Genomic DNA, 19,633 nt, shown 5'->3' with positions numbered 1-19,633 from the left:
TATTATTATATCAGCAGAGGATGTATTTGTAACCAATATTTTCTATTTAAGTCTTTTATACTAGACTTGCCGACTCTTCTGATTCTCCGAAAGTCTATTTCCCCACTGCACGCCCGCTATACTTTCTCTGAACCCGAAGCAGACGCAGATAAAAGCCCGACGCGGCGAAGGTAAGTCCTATGGTAATCCCCAGCCAAAAGCCATACGGTCCCCAATCCGTATATGCAGCCAGTACATAGCCGGTCGGCATACCGATGACCCAATACGCAACCAATGCGATAATAAAGGGGAAGGTTACATCCTTGTAGCCGCGGAGCACCCCCTGCAGCGAAGCTTGAGCCGCATCGGACAGCTGGTAGACGATAGCGAAAAGAAGGAACTGCTTGGTCAGCTGCACCACCTCCGGATTATCGGTATAAAAGTATGCGATTTGTTCGCGGAACACGTACAAAAAGATGGAGCTGACCGCCAAAATGCCGATGGCCATTAGCACCCCGAAACGGCTGTACTGCTTTGCGTCCTTGTATCTCCCGCTCCCCACCTCATAAGCAATAATAATCGTCAAAGACATGGAGATGCTTAACGGAATCATGAACAAGAGGGTCGTAAAGCTAATGGCAGCCTGGTGAGCTGCGATGGTAACTGTATTAAACATCATGCCCATCAGCAGTGTAACGACGGAAAAGATGCTCGCTTCAAAAAATACGGAAAGCCCCATCGGAACGCCGATCTTGAGCTGCTCCTTCCATGCTTTCCAGGAGGGTGCGAACCATTCTGCAAATAACCGGTACCTTCTCATCGCCTCTACTTTGAACGTCATCCAGATGCTGATGAAGAAAATGAGCCAATATGTGATGGCTGTCGCATAACCCGCCCCGATTCCCCCCAGCTTGGGAAAGCCCCAGTTTCCGAAGATCAGCAAGTAATTGATAAGCACATTCACCGGCACAGCGATCAGCATGATGGACATCGAAATTCTCGTTAAGCCATGCGCATCAAAAAAGTATCGGAGCACGCTCGAAAGGAATAACGGAATAATCCCGATCGACAGCCCTATCAAATAGTGCTTGGCAATGTGATGAACGGCCGGCTCCAAATTCATGCCGGTCAAGATCGGATTCAGAACAAACCCGCCTGCAATGACAATCACTACAGCCAGCAACAGCGATAAATATAGCGCTTGGGTTACGGTCTTCGAGATTTGCCGCAGCTCCCCCTTGCCATATAGCTGGGCGACCATAGGGGACACCGCAAGCAGAATGCCGTTCAAGCCCACGGATACGGGCATCCACAGGCTTGCTCCTATAGCCACGCCTGCAAGATCATGGGTGCCTGCTCTGCCTGACATCATCGTATCGAATAAAGTCATCAGATTCAGGCTGATTTGCGTCATCAGAATCGGACCCAGAATCGAAAAAAACTGAATGATTTTCCCCTTATATGTAGATTCATGCTGCATATAACCCCTTCTCCTTTCCAAACACAAAAAAAGAAGAGCGTTGGCCTACGCCCTTCTTCAGCATCCCATTGTACCTAATCTTAGCTTTTACGTCAAACCGTTAACGAATGCAAGTTAGGATTTATATTTGCGCCAATCCATTCCGCTGTTCTCCAGCAGGTAGCCAAAGTCGCTCTCAAGCCGCTTCTGCTCCGCTTTACGCGATTCCTCCGCCTCTTTGCGGTTTTTCTCCCGCTGTTCAGCTTCTTTGGCTCTCATATCGTCAGCCTGCGACTTCAATTTATTCACTATCTCCGGATTCAGCAAATCCTTCAATGTTGCCGGTTTATCGCTTGCTTCCGGCTTAGCCGCAGCAGGCTGTCTTTTTTTGACCATGTCCTCACCTCTTGCCTGTTTATGCATCATCAGATAATAGGATAACTTCGTTTAAAGGTATGGTACTCCCAAGCTCTTCGAATGTCAAACCCGAAACCGGTATCCCGCCCCCCATACCGTTTCAATGTATTGAGGGTTATTGGTGTCCATTTCTATCTTCTCCCGCAGCTTGCGGATATGGACGGTCACCGTCTGAGTATCTCCGAGGGAATCTACACCCCAGATCCTTTCGAACAGATGGTCCTTGCTGAAAACCCGGTTCGGATGCTTGGCAAGAAAATAAAGCAGGTCAAATTCTTTATTCGTCAGCGAGATTTCCTGTTCATTCAGAAATACCCGGCGCGCTTCATTATCGATCTCCAATCCGCGGATCACGATGAGGTCTGTAGATTTCTTACTGCCGATAAGACGCTCATACCGGGCAAGATGAGCTTTGACTCTTGCGACCAGCTCGAGCGGTTTGAACGGTTTCGTAATATAATCATCCGCACCGAGCCCCAGCCCCCGGATCATGTCCACATCGTCCGTCTTGGCCGTGACCATCAGCATCGGCAGGTCGCGCTTCGCTCGAATCTGCTTGCATAAGTCAAAGCCGTTCACTTTGGGCAGCATAAGATCAAGAATGATCAAATCATAATCTCCATGCAGCCCGAGCCTCAAGCCCTCTTCCCCATCCATGGCAATATCGGCTCTAAAGCCGTTAATTTCCAAATAATCTCTCTCCAGCTCCGCTATCGACTGTTCGTCCTCGATAATCAAGATACGTTTCATATTAGCACCATCTTTATTTGTTCTTGGCAGGCAGGGTCATCGTGATCCGAGTCCCTTGCCCCAGCACGCTTTGAGCTTCTATATGTCCGCCATGTCCGTCTATGATTTGTTTGGCTATGGCAAGCCCCAATCCGCTTCCCCCGGTAAGCTGATTCCTCGACTGTTCCGCCCGATAGAACCTGTCGAAAATATGTGGCAAAGCTTCCGGAGCTACACCCGCACCGTTATCCGAAATTTCAATAACAATAGAGGCATCTGCTTCGTAAGCCCGCAATCCAATCCTTTTTTCCGGTTTATCCATATATTTCACACAGTTATCCATAATATTCGAGATCACTCGTTTGAGCTTATCCCGATCAATGGAAGCCTGTGTTATTGGCGATACTTGAAGATCTGTCTCGAATAGTATTCCTTTTTTATCCAGCTCGAACTGCAGCTCCTCCGCCCAATCCTGCAAAAAAGCCGCTGCATGAACGGATTCAAATTGAAACGGAAGCCGTTTCAAATCCAGCTTGGAATACAGGAATAGCTCATCGATCAGACGCCCCATTTCCCCTGCTTTGGAGGATATGGTCTGAATATATTTATTCATCTTGTCCGGCGTATCCGCTACCCCGTCCTGAATTCCGGCGACGTAGCCTTGAATAGCCGTTAATGGTGTTTTCAAATCATGAGAAATGTTCGAGATCAGTTCCTTCCGGTTCTCTTCATATTGCAGCTGGGTTTGAATGGACTGCTGAAGCTGATGCCGCATTTCTTCAAATGCGAGCCCCAATTGTGCTATCTCATCGCGCCCGTTCAGCCGCACCTGAAAGTCCAGATCTCCTTCCTTAATTCGCTTAGCCGCTCTTTCCAGCTGCCGGAGCGGGACAATAATGCTCTTGGAAACGAAATAGGTCAACGAAACATTCGTAACGACTAATATAACGAGCATGGAAACGAACAGTGCAGGAAAAAATTTGCGTGCAAAATTAACGAAAGGACTTACCTTGCTCAGGATGAAAACCGTTCCCGGATGCGAATCGGCATACCAAAAATCCATTTGTACAATCGAATACAATTCATTGCCTACCCGCTTGGTCGGCACTATTTCCCTGTGGCCAGCTCTTTCAAAGGACGGCAGCTGATTCAACAGCTCGGAATGTTCAAACTCCTCGGATACATAAGTCAGCTGCTCATCCTTCCTCACCGCCAAACCGGAACCGTTCGCGGCAAGCTCCTGTGCAATTTCATTCAAATAACTCCTATCTTTGAAAACGACCGGATTGCTCTCGGTATTCCTTCGCAGCTCCTTCATCAATCGCTCCGTCTGGTGACCGGTGAAAGGAATAGACTCGGACCCATACACATCATGAAGATTTTGTAGATCGCCCCGGTATACAATGACAAGCAAAAGAGTGGTCATAAGGATGAGAATCAGCGGAATGATCAGCATTGCCGCATAAGACAGCAATAATTTAAAACGTATGGACACTAGTCATCCTCTCCAACGGTCAAGCTTCTTTACGATTAAAAATAAAGTATCCCAGCGATAAAAACAAGATACAGCTCGAAATCAAAAATATCACAGCCGTGAAAAGCTTGGATGGCATGACCGAACTATTCAGCCACATCAGATGCCAATCCGTATACGAAATCGGGGAAAAGGACGCTACCTTGCTGGAGAAAAACGGCGCCGCTTTGGCTACTACATACACAACGATCGAAAATGCAAAAGAGCCGCTAGCACTGTTGAACCATTGCGCCAGGAAGATGAACAACGCGGATACAGCTGCCATAGAGAGCCATGCCGCACTATAGGCCTTTATGACCTCAGAGCTATGGAAAGTGCCGGACGATCCAAGAAATAAACTGCATAGTACGGTCACTAGTCCCAGCAGCAGTAAAATAGCCGCATTCGCGATCAGAACTGCCAGAGTTTTGGAAGCAAATACCCGAAACCGCGTAATCGGCCGAAGCAGCGACAGCTTTAAGGTTCTTGAGGATACCTCATTAGGGAATAGATCCGCGGCCATCAGGAATATAAAGAGGGGTATCCAGAGAGCCGTATAAAAGCCTAGCATATCGATAGGAAAAGATCGACTGACTGCGACGAGACCCATTAACGGCTGCAGCTTGTGCAGAGATAAGGCAAGCCCTACCGGAAGGATGGCGGAAACAATAAGCATCGCGATCGTTTTTTTGCGGTACAGCAGCATGTAAAGCTCATTAACCAGGCCCGTTTTCAAGCTATGCATTCCTTATTGCCTCCTTCATTCCCGCCAGCTGCTGAATATAAAACTGCTCCAAGGATTGATTATGCTCTAGCAATTCTGACACGCTGCCTTCCGTCCTCAGCTTGCCGCCGAATAAAATTCCGACCCGATTGCACAGCTGCTCCAGTTCATGAATCATGTGACTCGAAATGAGAAACGTGGTCCCGAGCTCTGCCGAGCATTGCATCACCAGCTGACGGAACATGACCGTTCCCTCAATATCCAATCCGTTCGTAGGTTCATCAAGGATCACAAGCTCAGGGCCGGGCATTGTCGCCGCCGCCAAGGCTAATTTCTGCTTCATGCCGGTAGAGAACTGCTTGATCTTTTGCGAGCGGGCATGCTGGAGTCCTACGATTTCGAGCACTTCTCCTATGCGATTCTCCTTAAGGTCCGAATAAAATCGGGCAACCATCCGCAAATATTGGTCTGCCGTCAAGAAATCGTGAAAATCGGCGGATTCGATCATGCAGCCTACCTTTCTCATCGCTTGTTCAAATTGATCGGAAATATCGTGACCGAACAAGCGGACGGACCCCTGATCAGGTCGAACTAAGCCTGTAATCAGCTTCAAAAGGGTGGTTTTCCCTGCCCCGTTCGGCCCCAGAAGGCCATAAATATCACCAGGATACAGCTCGAGCTCGATATCCGAAATCCCTCTTTGTTTGCCATAGGATTTGGTTAAGCTGTGAACAGATACGATCCCATTCATCCTGTCCCCTCCTTCCTGTCGATAAGTGCTGCAGCGGATGAGCAGCCTACTTCCCCTTATCCGCTGCAGCGCACAATTATTTATTTATGCTCTTTGTTCTGACGAAAATCTTGTTTCATCGTTTGGACTTGTTTCCCGGTCAAATCGACTGTATCCGGCGTTGTTTGGTTATAACCGGACAGATCCGCGTTCAGATGAAGTGTAAGCACATGTGCCGTTCCTTCCGCATCCTTACCGGAAACCGTTACATCCGCTTGTTGATGCTCAATATAATTGTTGGTGTTAATTTCTGCTTTAACCGCCACTTTGTCAATCTTGATATCCTGCGTCAGCTGTGGAACATTCGCGTTCAAGCTATGCCCGTCAAACGGAATCTGCTTGGTTGAGGACTCGCTATCCGTTTTGTTCTGTTTATGTTCGCTTGTTGCATGCTTGATGGCAATCGGTGCAATAGCATTGACTACCGCGGGAATCTGTGAGTTGGTGAGCTCTATTGCAACCTCTTTGGAGCCGTCCGCTTTATCATTCACTGTCACGTAATCCTTTAAGTTACCTACCAGGGCATCAATCACCGTTTCAACCTGCTGGGACATACCTTCGCTTTCATGCTTTTGGGCCCAATCCCGCTTCTCCTTGCCCTCCTGCTTCACATAATACACATCGCTTGCGCTCGATTTTACAACGGTACCTTCCGCTTGCTTGTAAAAAAGAATCGACTGCTCCGCGCCATTGCCGGCTTTCACCGTTACCGATCCGCTTGCATGTTGATTTTGCGGGCTAACCTTAAGCGTTCCGTTCGTGCTAGTCAGCGTATTTCCATTATCCTGCAATACCGATTGCGCCTGAATGCTCACATTTTGAATCGCCTTCGTGTTCTTAAATGCCGATTTGTAAGCGTCATACCCGGAGGTGCTTGCCATAGCGGAAAACCCTGTCGTTATCATGACGACGCTGCTAATGCCGACTGCACTCCCAAACACTACCCATTTCTTTTTCATACTCCAGCCTCCTATGGATTGTAGGTTATCGACTTGCAATACCCATAGTACACAATAAAAATAAACCGCCCGTGAACCGTTTATTAAATATCTATTAACTATTTACGTAGGTAGGCCGTTTTCCAGTGGGAAAGGGATATACTTGGGAGAGATAACAGAAAAAGAACAGCGGTGTTCCTCCATGTCTGGAACCGCTGTTCTTCTCTTTTTGATGGGCAATGTTTTTCTTAAGGAAGTTATTACATCCCAATTATTTCATAGATTCTTCCCACTCCTGTTTCAAAAGCGAAAAGCATCGATTGTCAAGATACTTCCCTTGGGAGTAAGCATAGCCTCGCAGTATACCTTCTTCTTGAAATCCCATTTTTTGTAATAGGCGAATAGACGGTGCGGCATCTAAATAAGTAAAAGCTTCTATACGGTTCAATCCCATGGTTTCGAAGCCGAAGGTTATGACTTTTTTCAAAATTTCCGACATATACCCTTGCCGCCAATGCTTTTTGGCTAAATCATAAGCGATTTCTCCCCGCGAACCCCGGTTCGTTTCCCAGCCGTTATATCCGCATGTTCCTACCAGAGTACTATCCTCTTTCTTAATAATCCCCCAACGGATAGCCTGGTTCTGTTCATACAATGAGTTCATAAACCGAATTACATCTTCCGCCTGTGCAACATGTTCAAAAGGAGCTTCTCCCATATCTTTAGTCACATCAGGGTCGGAAAAAATCTCGAATACCGCCGGACTATCCTCCAGCGTCATTTGACGTAATAGAAAACGTTCCGTTTCCAATACAGGAAAGGTCTCAAATTTCATTTCAATGCAATACCTCGCTCTCACAAATATAGCGGCGTAAGGAGCACCGCCAAGATATCCTGTAGTACATCATAACATGAATTATACGTTTAGTAAAAAACTATACGGTCACTTGATATACGGGGACTTTCCTTACGGCTTCAATTGTTCTACTCTTCCATCAGATTTTGCAGATATTGCTTATAGTCGAAGCCCAGCTCATGGCTGACTTCTTCGTCGATTGCTCTCAAAGCCTTCGCTACGGCTGCATAACGGGGACTTAAGGTTTCCAGCATATCACTGAACGGAGAACCAAGCGTAAGATTGGGCAAGTCTTTAGACTTACTCATCAATTCAGAAATCTGCTTTCTGAAGCTGGAGTCCTGACGAATTTTTTCGATTTGTCCCATAATATTCGCCTTCACATCGGCTAGTACTGCAGGATCGTTCCGTAATATGCCTGTGTATAGGCTTGCATTGCTTTCCTTGAGCTTCCCTATACTAATCTGATCGTCGGAAGCGATCCATTGACATAGATAATGGTCCTCGGGGACGGGTGGGATGTCATCCAATAGGTCCACTAACTGCTGAACCCGGTTCTTTGATTCCGTCGTATCTATAAGAATATCGTCTAAAAAAGGATACAACGATACTTCAACAAATTGTCCGAATATTCCCGGGAATGCCGTTCTAATCTTTCTGCTCAAAGTGACCATCATATCATCCGGTTGACCAAATTGCTCCGCTAATATAGATACGGGCGTTCCTTTGGCCAGTTCTTCCCTCAATGCCCGGATCGTCTGCTGCTTAAGCTTCAGATCTGTAGCATGGCGCTCCATCTCGCTCTCTTGCTTCAAGAGCTCTTGTCCCAGCTCTTCCTCCTGTCGAACGATACGCTTAATTTGTTCGATTGTAAAATCCAAGCTTCTTAATAAAGCTACGAGCTTCAGCGTTTCAATTTGATTCTCATTATATACCCGATACTGGTTGTTTGGATCTTTACTGACCTCGATGATGCCGGCTTGTTCATAAAATCGGATCGCTTTCTTCGTCAGACCGGACTTTTCGGAGACTTCTTTAATATTCATGTTCTTTTCCTCCTAATAGGTTATGGCATTGTATAGCAGAACAATGTGGAGAGCCGCAAAAAAATAAATGAATCTAGCGGATGAAGCATAAGAACGCTGCAGCAAAAGAAGAATAGCCATCATGACCGGAAATAGAAATAGTCCGAGCCATTTATTAATCAGTTGGTCTGCTCCCTGTCCCATAAAATGTATGGGAATTTCATTAGGGCAAAACCCGCTTACGATTAGTGCTATGAGAAGAGATAGTACGGTTATCATTCCTAACACTCTGCGATGAAATAAATAATGCATAAGTGCTCGCCTGCCTTTCCTTGCTCGTTTAAGACATTTTCATTATAAAGCTTCCCCTTAGGGGAAGGTCAAACGGCTGCTTTACTCGTTGTTTTATTATGCCAAGGTGCACCCTTTCCATACGAAAAAGCATGCTATTCTCTATACCTAACGTGTTTCCTAAAATGAGCTGCTTTGAAAAAAAGGTTTGACACAATCCCTCTCCTATCGTTAATATGGATTTCATGACTATTTAGTTTTATTAAAAACCACATGGTCATAAAAGTCAAAATGATAGAGAAAGAGGTATTTTTTATGTCCAGCCCTTCTGTAATGAATACAACGGGATCCGATAGGGAGTTCTCAGTGAAACAGCTGCTTGCCCCGCTTCTAGCCGTTGTCATCGGTACCTTCATGGTTATTCTCGATAGCACTGCGGTAAATGTAGCTATCCCTACTCTAGTCACCTATTTCGATAGCTCGCTCCAAACCATCCAATGGGCAGTTACCGCGTATACACTGGCATTGTCAGCGGTTATCCCGCTTGCCGGCTGGCTGACGGATAAATTTCAGGCCAAGCGAGTGTTCCTTATCTCCATCGGATTATTTACGATCGGTTCCATGCTTTGCGCTTTGGCTCAATCGACAGAGCAGCTCATTTTTTTCCGTGTGCTCCAGGGACTCGGAGGCGGCATGGTTTCGCCTATCGGCATGGCTATGGTTTATCGTCTTGCGCCGCCTGACAAACGCGGCTCTGTCATAGGTATGTTCGGAATTCCGATGCTGCTTGCTCCGGCTCTAGGACCGGTTTTATCCGGATTGCTGGTTGAATACGTAAGCTGGCAGTGGATCTTTCTCATCAACTTGCCTGTCGGCGTGGCAGGAATTATGATCGGGCGCAAATGGCTTCCTTCATTTGAGAGCAAGCAGGCTCCATCCCTCGATATTATTGGGATGTTCCTTGGTCCTCTTGCGTTCGCCATGATTACCTTCGGTGTAAGTGAGGGCGGTGCCGACTGGACATCCACAAGGACATTAACAGGTCTAATTGTCGGCGGAACAGCCTTGGTACTATTCGTGATCTCGTGCTTGCGGCAGAAACAGCCTTTACTGGAGCTGCGTGTGTTCAAGTCTTCGGATTTCACTCGCGGCATTATTATTTCTTGGATAATGCAAACCGCATTATTCGGGACGGTCCTCCTGTTTCCGCTGCTGCTTCAGCAGTTGAAAGGCTACTCGCCGCTGGAGACCGGGCTTATTTTACTCCCGCAAGCTGTTGGATCTATGATCTTCATGCCGATCGCGGGGAAAATCTTTGACAAAGCAGGCGCCCGTCCTCCCCTTCTTGCCGGCATGACCTTGATCACTGTTGCTTTGTTTACAATGGCCTTCATTACGATCCATACGACTATAGCTACCGTGATGATTACCTTATTTTTACTAGGCTCCGGGATGGGCTTATCTATGATGTCTTTAAATACTCATGTCCTCAATGCAACGCCGCGGGATCTCGTCAGCAGAGTTACCCCGCTCACAAGCGCTGCGCAGCAGGTTGTCTGCTCCTTCGCCATTGCGGGATTAACCGGATACCTAGCCTATCGCTTAAGCGCTAACGAAGCTGTCCATTCGGATGGAGCAAGCTCGCTGGAAGCAGGCTTAGCCTCTTACGGGGATACATTTTTCCTGGCTGCATGGATCGCATGTATAGGACTTGTATTATGCCTGTTTCTTAGAAAGCCAAGGCAGTCAGATCACAATCATTAATGGATGGGTTTAGCTTCTTTTTTCGGGGCAATGATAGAAATAGTTGGTCATATCTTCGTTTCGATTGTACAATCTTAAGGGTAGCTTGTTGAACGAGGAGGTACTAGAATGAGTATGCTTAAGGGAAAAATCTTGCAGTCGGCCATTCGGCTGTTCGCTGAAAAAGGATATCAGGCAACGTCCATACAAGATATTGCCGACGATTGCAGCATAGCCAAAGGCTCTTTATATAAGGTGTTTGCCTCCAAGGAAGAATTGTATATCAGTATACTTGAGAAGCGCCAGCAAGATATGATACACGCCGTGGAGAAACTAAGGCAAAGCGGCCTATCCAAAAGGGAACTGTTTATTGAAGAAATTGCTTTTCAGTTCGAATTTTTCTTAGAGCACGGTTATTATATTTCCAGAGATCATAATGAGTTTCCTCCGGTAAACAACGATAAGCTGGGGGCCGTCATTAATCAGATCCGCATCAATATGTTTCGCTACTACGAAGATATCTTATTGCGGTATTACGGCTCGACCATACTTCGTTGGAAATGGGACATCACGGCCGTCTTTAACGGGATGATCAGGGAATATACCTTTCATTTGCTATTTGGGTACAAGCCGGTGCATCAGAAAGAGCTGGCCCTCTTTATTGCCAGCCGGATGGATGATATCGTAGACGGCTTTGAAAATCGTTCGCCGGACCCTTTACTTACGGATGAAATGATGGATGATTATACTCATGTCGATTTTAGAACGAATCAGGAAACCCGCGAGATGCAAAGGTCTGCACTGTTCGAAACTATGTTATCTATTATTCCCGACATATCCATTCCTAATATAAGAAAAAAGGAGCTGCTTGAAGCAGCCGTGATGCTGCAGGAGGAGTCGGTGCAAGCTCAGCCCCGAAGATTTCTCGTGCATGCACTCCTTCATGATCTTGCCTCTGAGAAGGAGCTTATTTATTATGCCAATCAGCTGAAGCAGCTGCTTCAAGAGAGGAATGAAAGCTCATCGTCATAAAATTGGATCAACCAGATCTTTCTGGTTGATCCTTTTTTAAAGGTAATAGAGTCAAACATTCCAGCCTACGGACATAGTTTCTTAGCCGTTATTCATATAGCTGTTGAGCACACTCTGTGTTACATCATTGCATTTTTCTCTTGTAGAAAACTCTTGTCCAAAGGAATATTGCATTCCCTATCAGCAAAATGGTAAACTCCCAGCCCGTTTTTCCGTTGGAAAAAAAATCGATTAGTGACCAGATTAACAAAGCTGCAGTAAAAAATAGATAAGCATTTTTGGCCGATTTATCATTTTGATATTGTTCCATTTCATCCGCTTTTCGCAATTTCATTCAGAGTCCTCCTCAAAAATAAATAACTGATCAACTGTAGTTTCTAGATGAATCGATAATTTGAACGCCAATGATAACGTGGGGTCATATTTGTCATTTTCAATAGCATTGATCGTTTGCCTTGTAACGCCACACTTGTTTGCAAGATCTTCTTGGGATATCTTCATTTTTTTTCTAATATCCCTAATGTTATTTTTCAATATGACCACCTAATCCTATAATGTAAAAAACTTTTTACATTTGTAATCATATAGCAATCTCAATAAAATGTCAAATTGTTTTTACATTTCATCCAATGCTATCGTTTTAAGTCAATAAAAAAAGGACAGCATTGCTGCTGTCCCGTGGGATCCGCCAAACCTTGGAGTAAGCATTGTTACCCGCAGGAAAGGTTATAAGGCTCTGTTCCAAGCCTCCTCGTTCAATTCTTGATTTATGCCCACAGCGGCCAACGAACCCATTGAAGCGGCAAGAATTAATTGATGTAACTGCGAGGCTGCATCACCTGCGCTAAAGACGCCTGAGATGTTCGTTCTGCCAAAAGAATCGGCTATGACCGCTCCGGATTCCGTCATCTTGCACCCCAAAGCTTGGGGCAGATCTGACCCTGGAGCCAGCTTCGGTTTAAAAAAGATGCCGGAGCATTGCAGTCGGGTACCGTCCTCCAAAACAATTTGCTGCACCATACCTTCAACAGACTCAATCGATTGGATCGGCGAATCAAATACGGGAACCTGATGCTTCAGCAGCTCCTCACGCTGCAAATCCGTAAGATCATCCGGTCCATTCGTGCAAATGGTAAAGTCACTTGTCCAGCCGGAGATGACTTTAGCCAAATGTAATGCTTCCCCGCCTTTGACAATCAGGACAAGCTTCTGGTCCCTTAATTCCCAGCCGTCGCAATAAGGGCAGATAAAAGCGCTTTTGCCGTACACCTCCGTCAACCCGGTAATACTTAGCGGAAGATCCTTCATTCCTACTGCAAAGAGCAGCTTTTTGCTTTGGTAGGTCTGCCCCTGGTTCGTCGTTATTTCAAAGCAGCCATCGGAACCAGAGACGGTTACGGCTGTTTCATTGGTAAAGGTGACTGACGGATAACGGGCGATCTGTTCCCTGGCAACCCGTCTAAACTCGCTTGGCTTTATCGAATCTCTCGTAAGAAATCCGTGGGACTCGTGAGTAACCCTATTCCGCGGACGTTCTTCGTCAATAACTACCACATGCTTTCTTGCTCTCCCGAGCACTAAGGCAGCACTCATTCCCGCCGGGCCACCGCCAATAATAACGCAATCGTGAATCATACAACTTCTCCCTTCTGATATCCTCATTTATATTAGAGATATAATAGACTAATTATATCTATAATATCGATTAAAAAATCGACGGATTTACTCCGTCTTGAATAACCTGGCCACATCCACTATTTTCTTGTTCTCCAGATACTGCTCCATCTGGCGTTCGGCATCTAATACCACCTGCTGAATCAGACATTCACTTCCGTGATTTAAGCCGCATTCGAACAAAGAAGCCGTCCCTTCGATCGCATGAATAATGTCCAGGAAGGAGATCTCTTCCTTCTTGCGTCTTAGACGGTATCCGCCGCTGGCTCCGGAAACGGACTGAATCAAGCCGGCCTTGACAAGCTTCGTCATCATTTTGGACAGATACGTCTGTGAAACACCCAGCTTTTGAGCCAGCATTTGGACGCCAACTGGCTTCTCCGGATCCTCTGTCACCAGAAAGAGCATCGCGTGAAGAGCATAATCGGTCGCCTGGGAAAATTTCATAAGTACCTCCATTAAAGATAATATAGATCTATAATAACTCCAATTCATCTGGAAGGCAAGTCTTTCCCGTAATCTGCTCCTATTAGCTCTCCGCTAACCGCGTGGTGCTTTTATAATGGACATGGTATACCTGTCTACGCGATGTTAGTCCTCATTGCATACCCTATATCGATTGCGGGATATAAGATATGAAAAAAGGAGGATCAGCTCATTGTTATTTCCAATCGACAGCCAGTTTACCCCTATCTTGATCGGAGGCGCCCCATTAACCGATCCAGCTGGGGATGTGAACCCGTCCAGTACGGACATTGTGGGAAGCGCGCAGTATCCAGCGGCATATTTCGCGTATGACGGGACCAGTGTGTTTTTTAGGCTTCGTCTTAACGGTGATCCCAGGTCTAAAAATGCTTTCGATAATTTCGCCTGGGGCATTCTTTTTAATACTAATGGAATAGCCGGGACTTACCAATGGGTGTTAGCCGTTAACGGACTAAACAGTCAGCTGGAGCTCATTCAAAACACAACCCAGCAAGTCAATACCTGGAATGACCCGGCAGAAGGCACCGATGGGAAAGGCACTCCCAATTATGCTCAACCCATTGTCAATTATGATATTGTCAGAGCTCGTGCGACAAATGACGGCTCCAATTTTGGAGGGGATACGGACTATTTTCTTGATTTTGGAATAGCAGCCTCGGTATTATTCCGATTCCTTGCTATTAATGAATCATCCGTCATCCGAATGATGTTTTTCTCTTCAGCCAATAATAACAATTTTAACAAGGATACTTTGCTTGCCCAAGGATTCAGCTTCGCCAGTGCCTTTACTGATCCAACCGCAACAGAGCAAGGTGATATGAGAGCCGTGCTTAGTGTCAACAAACAATTGGTATCAGGGCCCTCCAGCTTACTGGCAGGTCAAGTATCGTCGTGGACAGGAACTATCCAGGTCACCAATACCGGTAAAAGCGCAGCTAATAGTGTTATCGTTAACGACTCGATTACACTTGATGTATTGTCATCACTAACTCAGACCGTAACGCAAGGCTTCACAAACTTTGATGCCTTGAACAAAATATTGAGCTGGAATGTCGGGAATATCCCTGCAGGGGGCAGGCAAACCCTCAGCTTCACCATCAACGGACAGTTTCAATCCCCTGGAACTGGTACTCGTACTCTCAACACGGCGAGAAGCACAGGCTTGGATTCGCAAACCGGAGGAACGATTCCCGCAGCTTCGTCCTCGATTACGATATCAGTACAAAATACGGGCGGAATAGCAGGTATCGTTCTGGATAACTCGACAGGACTTCCTCTGCCGGGTGCTGTCATTCAGCTTCGCAACAGTACAAATCAAACGATAGCGCAATCGTCCAGCGACTCGGGAGGAGCCTATGGATTTACCGGAATTGCTCCGGGAGGCTATACCTTAACCGCAACTCTGCCTAACTATACCATCGTGACGGTTCAGACCACGGTTAATTCCAATTCGGTAACAACTTTGAATTTGCTGCTGCCTCCGCTCCCTGCAGCTGTCCAAGGAAAGATAACGGATACAGGCGGTGTTCCTATTCCTGGAGCAATGATCCTCCTTAAGTCCCCCTTCGGAGCTGTATTGGCAACCCAATCAAGCGATACGAACGGTTTATATGCTTTCGCTCAGCTGATTCCGGCAACTTACACCATCATTGCCGGCGCTGATCGATATCAAGCCCAAACCGCAGGCGTTTTTTTATCCCCAAATCAAACGTCGAATCAGAATTTTGCTTTAAAAGCGAATCCGGCAACCGTAGCCGGAACTGTAACAGGAAACGGCATCCCGATTGCCGGTGCATTGGTCGAAGTCGTAAACGATAAGGGCCAGGTCATTGCTTTCACTAATTCGGGCCTTGCAGGAACATATTCTATCGGTTCTTTAACTCCGGGAACCTATAGATTGCGTGTTAGTGATCCCGGTTTTGCTGCACAGCTTATCGGGTTTACCGTTGGTGCCGGAGGAAGTATCACGATCAACGTGGACTTGGCTCCTAATCCCGGTTCGTTATCCGGTGTGATTACGGATGCCGGAACCTCACAGGCGCTGTCCGGTACCGAAATTAGGCTCGTGAACAGCGGAGGAATCACGGTGGCAGCAGTAACGGCTAATAGCGATGGCTCGTACTCTATTCCTGGTATTGCCCCCGGGAGCTATACGGTGACCTTCGCCCATAGCGGCTATGCGAGCAGCACGCTAGGAACGATTATCACCTCAGATCAAACCGCCATATTGAACGCAAGCCTGCAAACGTTAGCCGGCCAGCTAAGCGGAGATGTAACGGATTCTTCCGGTTCCCCTATCCCGAGTTCAGTCGTTAGAATACTTATGAATCAGCTTATTATCGCCACTGTCAACGCGGATAATAACGGAAATTACGCAGTAAGTAACCTAGCCCCCGGAAACTATACTGTCCGTGCGGAAGCACCTAATTATCAGCGCAGCGTACTGGGTGCGTTGATCGAACCCTTTCAGACGACTACGGTTAATTTTCAGTTGGTCCCGAATCCTAGTACCATTATAGGCACTGTCACGGATGCAAGCGGAAATCCGTTAACCGGTACTGTACTTACAGTCCGCATCGATACGGCTGCCGGACCGAACGTAGCCAAATCGATTTCGGATATTAACGGTCAATATACGGTACTCGACCTTACCCCTGACGATTATTTCGTTACGGCGGCTGCTGACGGCTTTCAGCTAAGCGTTCAAGGAATTATTGTTACACCAGGTTCGACGCAGACACTAAACTTCAGCCTTTCACCCGAACCATCAACGATTCAAGGGACCGTCTTTGATGAAACCACAGGTATTCCCATCCCTTCCGCCACGATTGAGATTCGAATTATGAATTCCAATGGCGCTGTCATTGCTACTGCGTTTACCGATCCATCAGGCAGTTACTTGATATCCAGCCTGGCTCCGGGGACATACAGAGCGATTGCCAGTGCCTTAAATTACCAATCAGACAGCGCCACTGTCGTTATCGGTCCTAACCAAATAGCGACACTGAATCTTGAACTACTTCCGGATCCGGGCGGTATCCAAGGCCAAATCACAGATAGTGATACAGGAACCGCTATTGGCGGTGCAACAGTGAAGGTTGCCGACTCCGATGCGCTTGTTACAGCAACTGCATTTACAGACCATACAGGCAATTATAATGTCGACGGCTTAGCGCCAGGTAACTATACGGTCATTGCAACGAACACTGATTATCAGACCAATACCATCGGGGCCATCGTTTTTTCGAATCAGACGGCTTCCGCATTTCTCAGCCTGGCTCCCAATCCCGGATCGATCAGCGGTACACTTCAGCCTGGATTGTCAGGAGCATCGGTGCAGCTGTACGACACCAACAACGTATTCATCGCTACAAGAATAACGGATCAGAACGGACGGTTTCTGTTCGATTCGCTTGCCCCTGGATTGTACACAGCCGTAGCTGCCGCAGCCGATTATGCTGCCAGCCGGACGGGGGCACATGTCAGCTCGAACGAAAACACGGATATTTTGATTCCCATGCTCCCAAATCCGGCAACACTTACCGGAATCATAACGGATCCATCCGGAAATCCGTTGAGTAAAGCTGTGGTCACTGTTATGGATCAGAACGATACGATCCTCGCGACGGGCCTGGCTGACGCGAATGGAGTCTATATGGCTGACAGCATTCCTCCAGGCACTCATACCGTTCAAGTAAAAGCTCCCGATTACAGCCAGGCAATCGATACAACCACGTTCGCTCCAGGTCAAACGATAACCGGGTTGAATTTTATACTGACTCCGGATTCCGGTTCTGTCAGTGGTCAAGTAACAGACTCGGTGTCGGGAACTCCAGTTCCCGGGGCTACCGCAGCGATAAGAGCCTTGGATCAACAAGGGGTGATTGTAAAATCGGTTACTACAGGCCAATTCGGAAACTTCGTGATTCCCGATCTTGCTCCAGGACCATATACCGTTCTCGTAACGGCCGATCAGTACGCATCCGATTTTGTTGGTGTAGTCATCATCAGCAACTCGTCAGCAAATGCAAGCATTTCTCTTTCGCCGCTGCCCGGCACGATACAAGGAGCTGTCCAAGGGCTAACCGGATTGCCTGTGACAGGGACTGAGACGCTTATTCGTCTATACGATGCCAATGGGCTGCTGCTGGATACCATCTTTGCTAATCCGGATGGAACATTCGTCTTGTCTAACCTGCAAGCAGGCTCTTACAGCATTCAAGCCGGATCCCCTGGCTTCGCCAATAATACTGTAACAGTCAATGCGGTTAACGGTATAACGACAAACGTGATCATCCAACTGACTTCAACGCCGGCAAGCGTGACGGGTACTATCATTAAAGAAGATTCCAATGAACCTGTGGAGGGGGCTGCTGTCACCGTGAGAGACAGTGCAGGCGATATTGTCAGTCAGACCGTCTCCGATAACAATGGCAGTTATCAGTTGGATAACGTGCCTTCCGGACAGCATACCGTTACCGTAACAGCACCAGATAGTGGAACAGTAACCAGCGGAATTCATTTGGACGAAGGGCAATCGACTACGGCAGATTATTCTCTCCCTCCCTCGCCGGGAAGTATCGGCGGGTTTGTCATTAGCATGGCCAGTATGTTCGCGATCCCCGGGGCGGTTGTCGTCGTCAAAGATTCAGCCGATACCATCATTGCCTCCGTACCCGTATCCAATACGGGGCAATACCAGGTCAATAATTTGACCCCTGGCAGCTATACGGCAATAGCCAACGCCGATGGATTCTCAAGCCAATTCGGAGGTGTGGATGTTTCGTCCGGCCAGCAATCGGTAATCAGCTTCGCCTTGAACCCGCTTCCCGGCTCTGTCAGCGGTATCGTTTCGAACTCATCCAATGGCATTCCTGTTGAAGGAGCAGCTGTAGACATCCGATTAAGCAATACGTTCGGCCCGGTGCTTCAAACAGTATCGACTACACCTTCAGGCACTTATTCCAATGGGAATCTGGTGCCCGGCAACTACACGATTACCGTATCCAAAGATGGTTTCACCTCTCAGATAACCTCGTTCGATGTGGTATCGAATCAAAATACAACTATTGATTTCAACTTGCAGCCAGTTGCTGCAACCATCGTCGGAACAGTTAGTGACTCATCTACAGATAAGCCTGCTGCTGGTGTAGTCATTGTCATATCCGATGAGAACTCAACGGTAGTAGATACAGTGCAAACAGGAACGACAGGGTCTGCTGTCGCAAGTGGCGTTCCCAGCGGGGATTTAGTTGTCGTCGCCTACAAACCGGACATCCAATTACAGGAGACACTGATTTTCGCTTCGGGTGCCCCTGCCCTGCCTGTTCATTTCGACTTAGCTCCCCATCCGGGGGATGTCATCGGGCAAGTACTCAATGCATCAACGGGAGGAATTATTACCGGCGCTATCGTCCAGATTTTGACCGAGAATAAAGTACCCGTGACACAAGTCGCCACCAACGCCTTCGGAAGTTATCGTATAAGCGGCTTGAGCACGGGAGTTTATACCATTGCTGCTTCCGCTCCGGGCTTTGGTTCAGACGCAGCTCTGGTTCAAGTCAGTGCCGGAATGGCGGTGCCGGTAACCCCGCTTTCCTTTGACCCTGAGCCCGGAAATCTTCGGGGAATGGTGACCGATCCGTCATTCCGGCCTCTTGCTTCAGTGCTGGTACAAATGTTCAATCTTCAGGAGGTGCTGGTCCGCAATGTCATAACGAACAGGCTTGGACAATATGCCGTCATCGGACTGAATCCGGGTGTGTATTTGGCAAGGTTTAGCCTAGAAGGATACGTTCCAGAGTTAAGGAGACCGGCCATTCGGAAGCTGGACACCACGATTTTGAATGTTGTGCTCCACCCGGAGAGTGAGGAATAAACAATAAAAGGTTGTAAGGCAAATAAAAGCCCCTTTCGACGGACACGCAGCTAAAAGCGGACGCCGAGAGGGGTTTGTTTGGTTATTTTATAGCGGCAA

General features: G+C 47.3%; 17 protein-coding genes. 3 read left to right on the top strand and 14 right to left on the bottom strand.

Translation table 11 applies throughout. The features are described from left to right. Nucleotides 1-94: 94 nt before the first annotated feature. The 10 genes from GGC63_RS07630 to GGC63_RS35315 form a co-directional block, all read right to left on the bottom strand. Nucleotides 95-1,459, bottom strand: coding sequence for an MATE family efflux transporter (locus GGC63_RS07630; protein WP_192701774.1), 1,365 nt, complete (start codon nucleotides 1,457-1,459; stop codon nucleotides 95-97). Between the two features lie 114 nt (nucleotides 1,460-1,573). Then, nucleotides 1,574-1,834: a YqkE family protein gene (locus GGC63_RS07625; RefSeq protein WP_192701773.1), complete on the bottom strand. Its 261-nt coding sequence runs from the start codon at nucleotides 1,832-1,834 to the stop codon at nucleotides 1,574-1,576. Between the two features lie 84 nt (nucleotides 1,835-1,918). Continuing rightward, nucleotides 1,919-2,605, bottom strand: coding sequence for a response regulator transcription factor (locus GGC63_RS07620; RefSeq protein ID WP_079909399.1), 687 nt, complete (start codon nucleotides 2,603-2,605; stop codon nucleotides 1,919-1,921). 13 nt (nucleotides 2,606-2,618) lie between these two features. Beyond that, a complete protein-coding gene (locus GGC63_RS07615; RefSeq protein WP_192701772.1) occupies nucleotides 2,619-4,079 on the bottom strand; it encodes an ATP-binding protein in 1,461 nt (486 codons plus the stop codon). A 19-nt stretch (nucleotides 4,080-4,098) separates the two neighbouring features. After that, nucleotides 4,099-4,842, bottom strand: coding sequence for an ABC transporter permease (locus GGC63_RS07610; RefSeq protein ID WP_192701771.1), 744 nt, complete (start codon nucleotides 4,840-4,842; stop codon nucleotides 4,099-4,101). Further along, complete coding sequence (locus tag GGC63_RS07605; protein ID WP_192701770.1) at nucleotides 4,835-5,572, bottom strand: ABC transporter ATP-binding protein; 738 nt, start codon at nucleotides 5,570-5,572, stop codon at nucleotides 4,835-4,837. The genes GGC63_RS07610 and GGC63_RS07605 overlap by 8 nt, the downstream gene beginning before the upstream one ends. 80 nt (nucleotides 5,573-5,652) lie before the next feature. Further along, on the bottom strand, nucleotides 5,653-6,570 hold the full coding sequence (locus GGC63_RS07600) for a hypothetical protein (protein ID WP_192701769.1): 918 nt from the start codon (nucleotides 6,568-6,570) through the stop codon (nucleotides 5,653-5,655). Nucleotides 6,571-6,820: 250 nt separating this feature from the next. Further along, nucleotides 6,821-7,360 carry a GNAT family N-acetyltransferase gene (locus GGC63_RS07595; protein WP_225948014.1) on the bottom strand — a complete coding sequence of 180 codons (540 nt, stop codon included), beginning with the start codon at nucleotides 7,358-7,360 and terminating at the stop codon, nucleotides 6,821-6,823. Nucleotides 7,361-7,533: 173 nt separating this feature from the next. Next, nucleotides 7,534-8,451, bottom strand: coding sequence for a MerR family transcriptional regulator (locus GGC63_RS07590; RefSeq protein WP_192701767.1), 918 nt, complete (start codon nucleotides 8,449-8,451; stop codon nucleotides 7,534-7,536). Between the two features lie 12 nt (nucleotides 8,452-8,463). Beyond that, nucleotides 8,464-8,709, bottom strand: coding sequence for a DUF1648 domain-containing protein (locus tag GGC63_RS35315; RefSeq protein ID WP_225948045.1), 246 nt, complete (start codon nucleotides 8,707-8,709; stop codon nucleotides 8,464-8,466). A gap of 327 nt (nucleotides 8,710-9,036) precedes the next feature. Between GGC63_RS35315 and GGC63_RS07580 the strand changes: the two genes are divergently transcribed. Both GGC63_RS07580 and GGC63_RS07575 read left to right on the top strand, forming a co-directional pair. Continuing rightward, nucleotides 9,037-10,485 (top strand): MDR family MFS transporter, encoded by a 1,449-nt coding sequence (locus GGC63_RS07580; protein WP_192701766.1) that lies wholly within the window; start codon nucleotides 9,037-9,039, stop codon nucleotides 10,483-10,485. A gap of 108 nt (nucleotides 10,486-10,593) precedes the next feature. After that, a complete protein-coding gene (locus GGC63_RS07575; RefSeq protein ID WP_192701765.1) occupies nucleotides 10,594-11,496 on the top strand; it encodes a TetR/AcrR family transcriptional regulator in 903 nt (300 codons plus the stop codon). Nucleotides 11,497-11,620: 124 nt separating this feature from the next. Here the strand turns inward: GGC63_RS07575 and GGC63_RS07570 are convergent, their stop codons facing one another. The 4 genes from GGC63_RS07570 to GGC63_RS07555 form a co-directional block, all read right to left on the bottom strand. Then, nucleotides 11,621-11,824: a hypothetical protein gene (locus tag GGC63_RS07570; RefSeq protein ID WP_079909620.1), complete on the bottom strand. Its 204-nt coding sequence runs from the start codon at nucleotides 11,822-11,824 to the stop codon at nucleotides 11,621-11,623. 2 nt (nucleotides 11,825-11,826) lie between these two features. Then, nucleotides 11,827-12,030: a helix-turn-helix transcriptional regulator gene (locus GGC63_RS07565; RefSeq protein ID WP_079909389.1), complete on the bottom strand. Its 204-nt coding sequence runs from the start codon at nucleotides 12,028-12,030 to the stop codon at nucleotides 11,827-11,829. 192 nt (nucleotides 12,031-12,222) lie between these two features. Further along, nucleotides 12,223-13,131 (bottom strand): NAD(P)/FAD-dependent oxidoreductase, encoded by a 909-nt coding sequence (locus GGC63_RS07560; protein ID WP_192701764.1) that lies wholly within the window; start codon nucleotides 13,129-13,131, stop codon nucleotides 12,223-12,225. Nucleotides 13,132-13,218: 87 nt separating this feature from the next. Next, complete coding sequence (locus tag GGC63_RS07555) at nucleotides 13,219-13,617, bottom strand: RrF2 family transcriptional regulator (protein ID WP_192701763.1); 399 nt, start codon at nucleotides 13,615-13,617, stop codon at nucleotides 13,219-13,221. A gap of 211 nt (nucleotides 13,618-13,828) precedes the next feature. On the opposite strand from GGC63_RS07555, the gene GGC63_RS07550 reads away from it, so the two are divergent. Further along, complete coding sequence (locus GGC63_RS07550; protein ID WP_192701762.1) at nucleotides 13,829-19,534, top strand: carboxypeptidase regulatory-like domain-containing protein; 5,706 nt, start codon at nucleotides 13,829-13,831, stop codon at nucleotides 19,532-19,534. Nucleotides 19,535-19,633 lie beyond the last annotated feature (99 nt).

It is taken from the genome of Paenibacillus sp. OAS669 (assembly GCF_014873645.1).
Taxonomy (GTDB): Bacteria; Bacillota; Bacilli; order Paenibacillales; family NBRC-103111; genus Paenibacillus_S; species Paenibacillus_S vulneris.
This window is presented reverse-complemented; position numbering and strand designations above follow the sequence as displayed.

Excerpts from the sequence above, each read along its gene's own strand:
- GGC63_RS07600 (WP_192701769.1), bottom strand. The coding sequence starts at position 6,570 with ATGAAAAAGAAATGGGTAGTGTTTGGGAGTGCAGTCGGCATTAGCAGC.
- GGC63_RS07580 (WP_192701766.1), top strand. The coding sequence starts at position 9,037 with ATGTCCAGCCCTTCTGTAATGAATACAACGGGATCCGATAGGGAGTTC.
- GGC63_RS07610 (WP_192701771.1), bottom strand. The coding sequence starts at position 4,842 with ATGCATAGCTTGAAAACGGGCCTGGTTAATGAGCTTTACATGCTGCTG.
- GGC63_RS07625 (WP_192701773.1), bottom strand. The coding sequence starts at position 1,834 with ATGGTCAAAAAAAGACAGCCTGCTGCGGCTAAGCCGGAAGCAAGCGAT.
- GGC63_RS07630 (WP_192701774.1), bottom strand. The coding sequence starts at position 1,459 with ATGCAGCATGAATCTACATATAAGGGGAAAATCATTCAGTTTTTTTCG.
- GGC63_RS35315 (WP_225948045.1), bottom strand. The coding sequence starts at position 8,709 with ATGATAACCGTACTATCTCTTCTCATAGCACTAATCGTAAGCGGGTTT.
- GGC63_RS07560 (WP_192701764.1), bottom strand. The coding sequence starts at position 13,131 with ATGATTCACGATTGCGTTATTATTGGCGGTGGCCCGGCGGGAATGAGT.
- GGC63_RS07555 (WP_192701763.1), bottom strand. The coding sequence starts at position 13,617 with ATGAAATTTTCCCAGGCGACCGATTATGCTCTTCACGCGATGCTCTTT.
- GGC63_RS07620 (WP_079909399.1), bottom strand. The coding sequence starts at position 2,605 with ATGAAACGTATCTTGATTATCGAGGACGAACAGTCGATAGCGGAGCTG.
- GGC63_RS07590 (WP_192701767.1), bottom strand. The coding sequence starts at position 8,451 with ATGAATATTAAAGAAGTCTCCGAAAAGTCCGGTCTGACGAAGAAAGCG.
- GGC63_RS07575 (WP_192701765.1), top strand. The coding sequence starts at position 10,594 with ATGAGTATGCTTAAGGGAAAAATCTTGCAGTCGGCCATTCGGCTGTTC.
- GGC63_RS07605 (WP_192701770.1), bottom strand. The coding sequence starts at position 5,572 with ATGAATGGGATCGTATCTGTTCACAGCTTAACCAAATCCTATGGCAAA.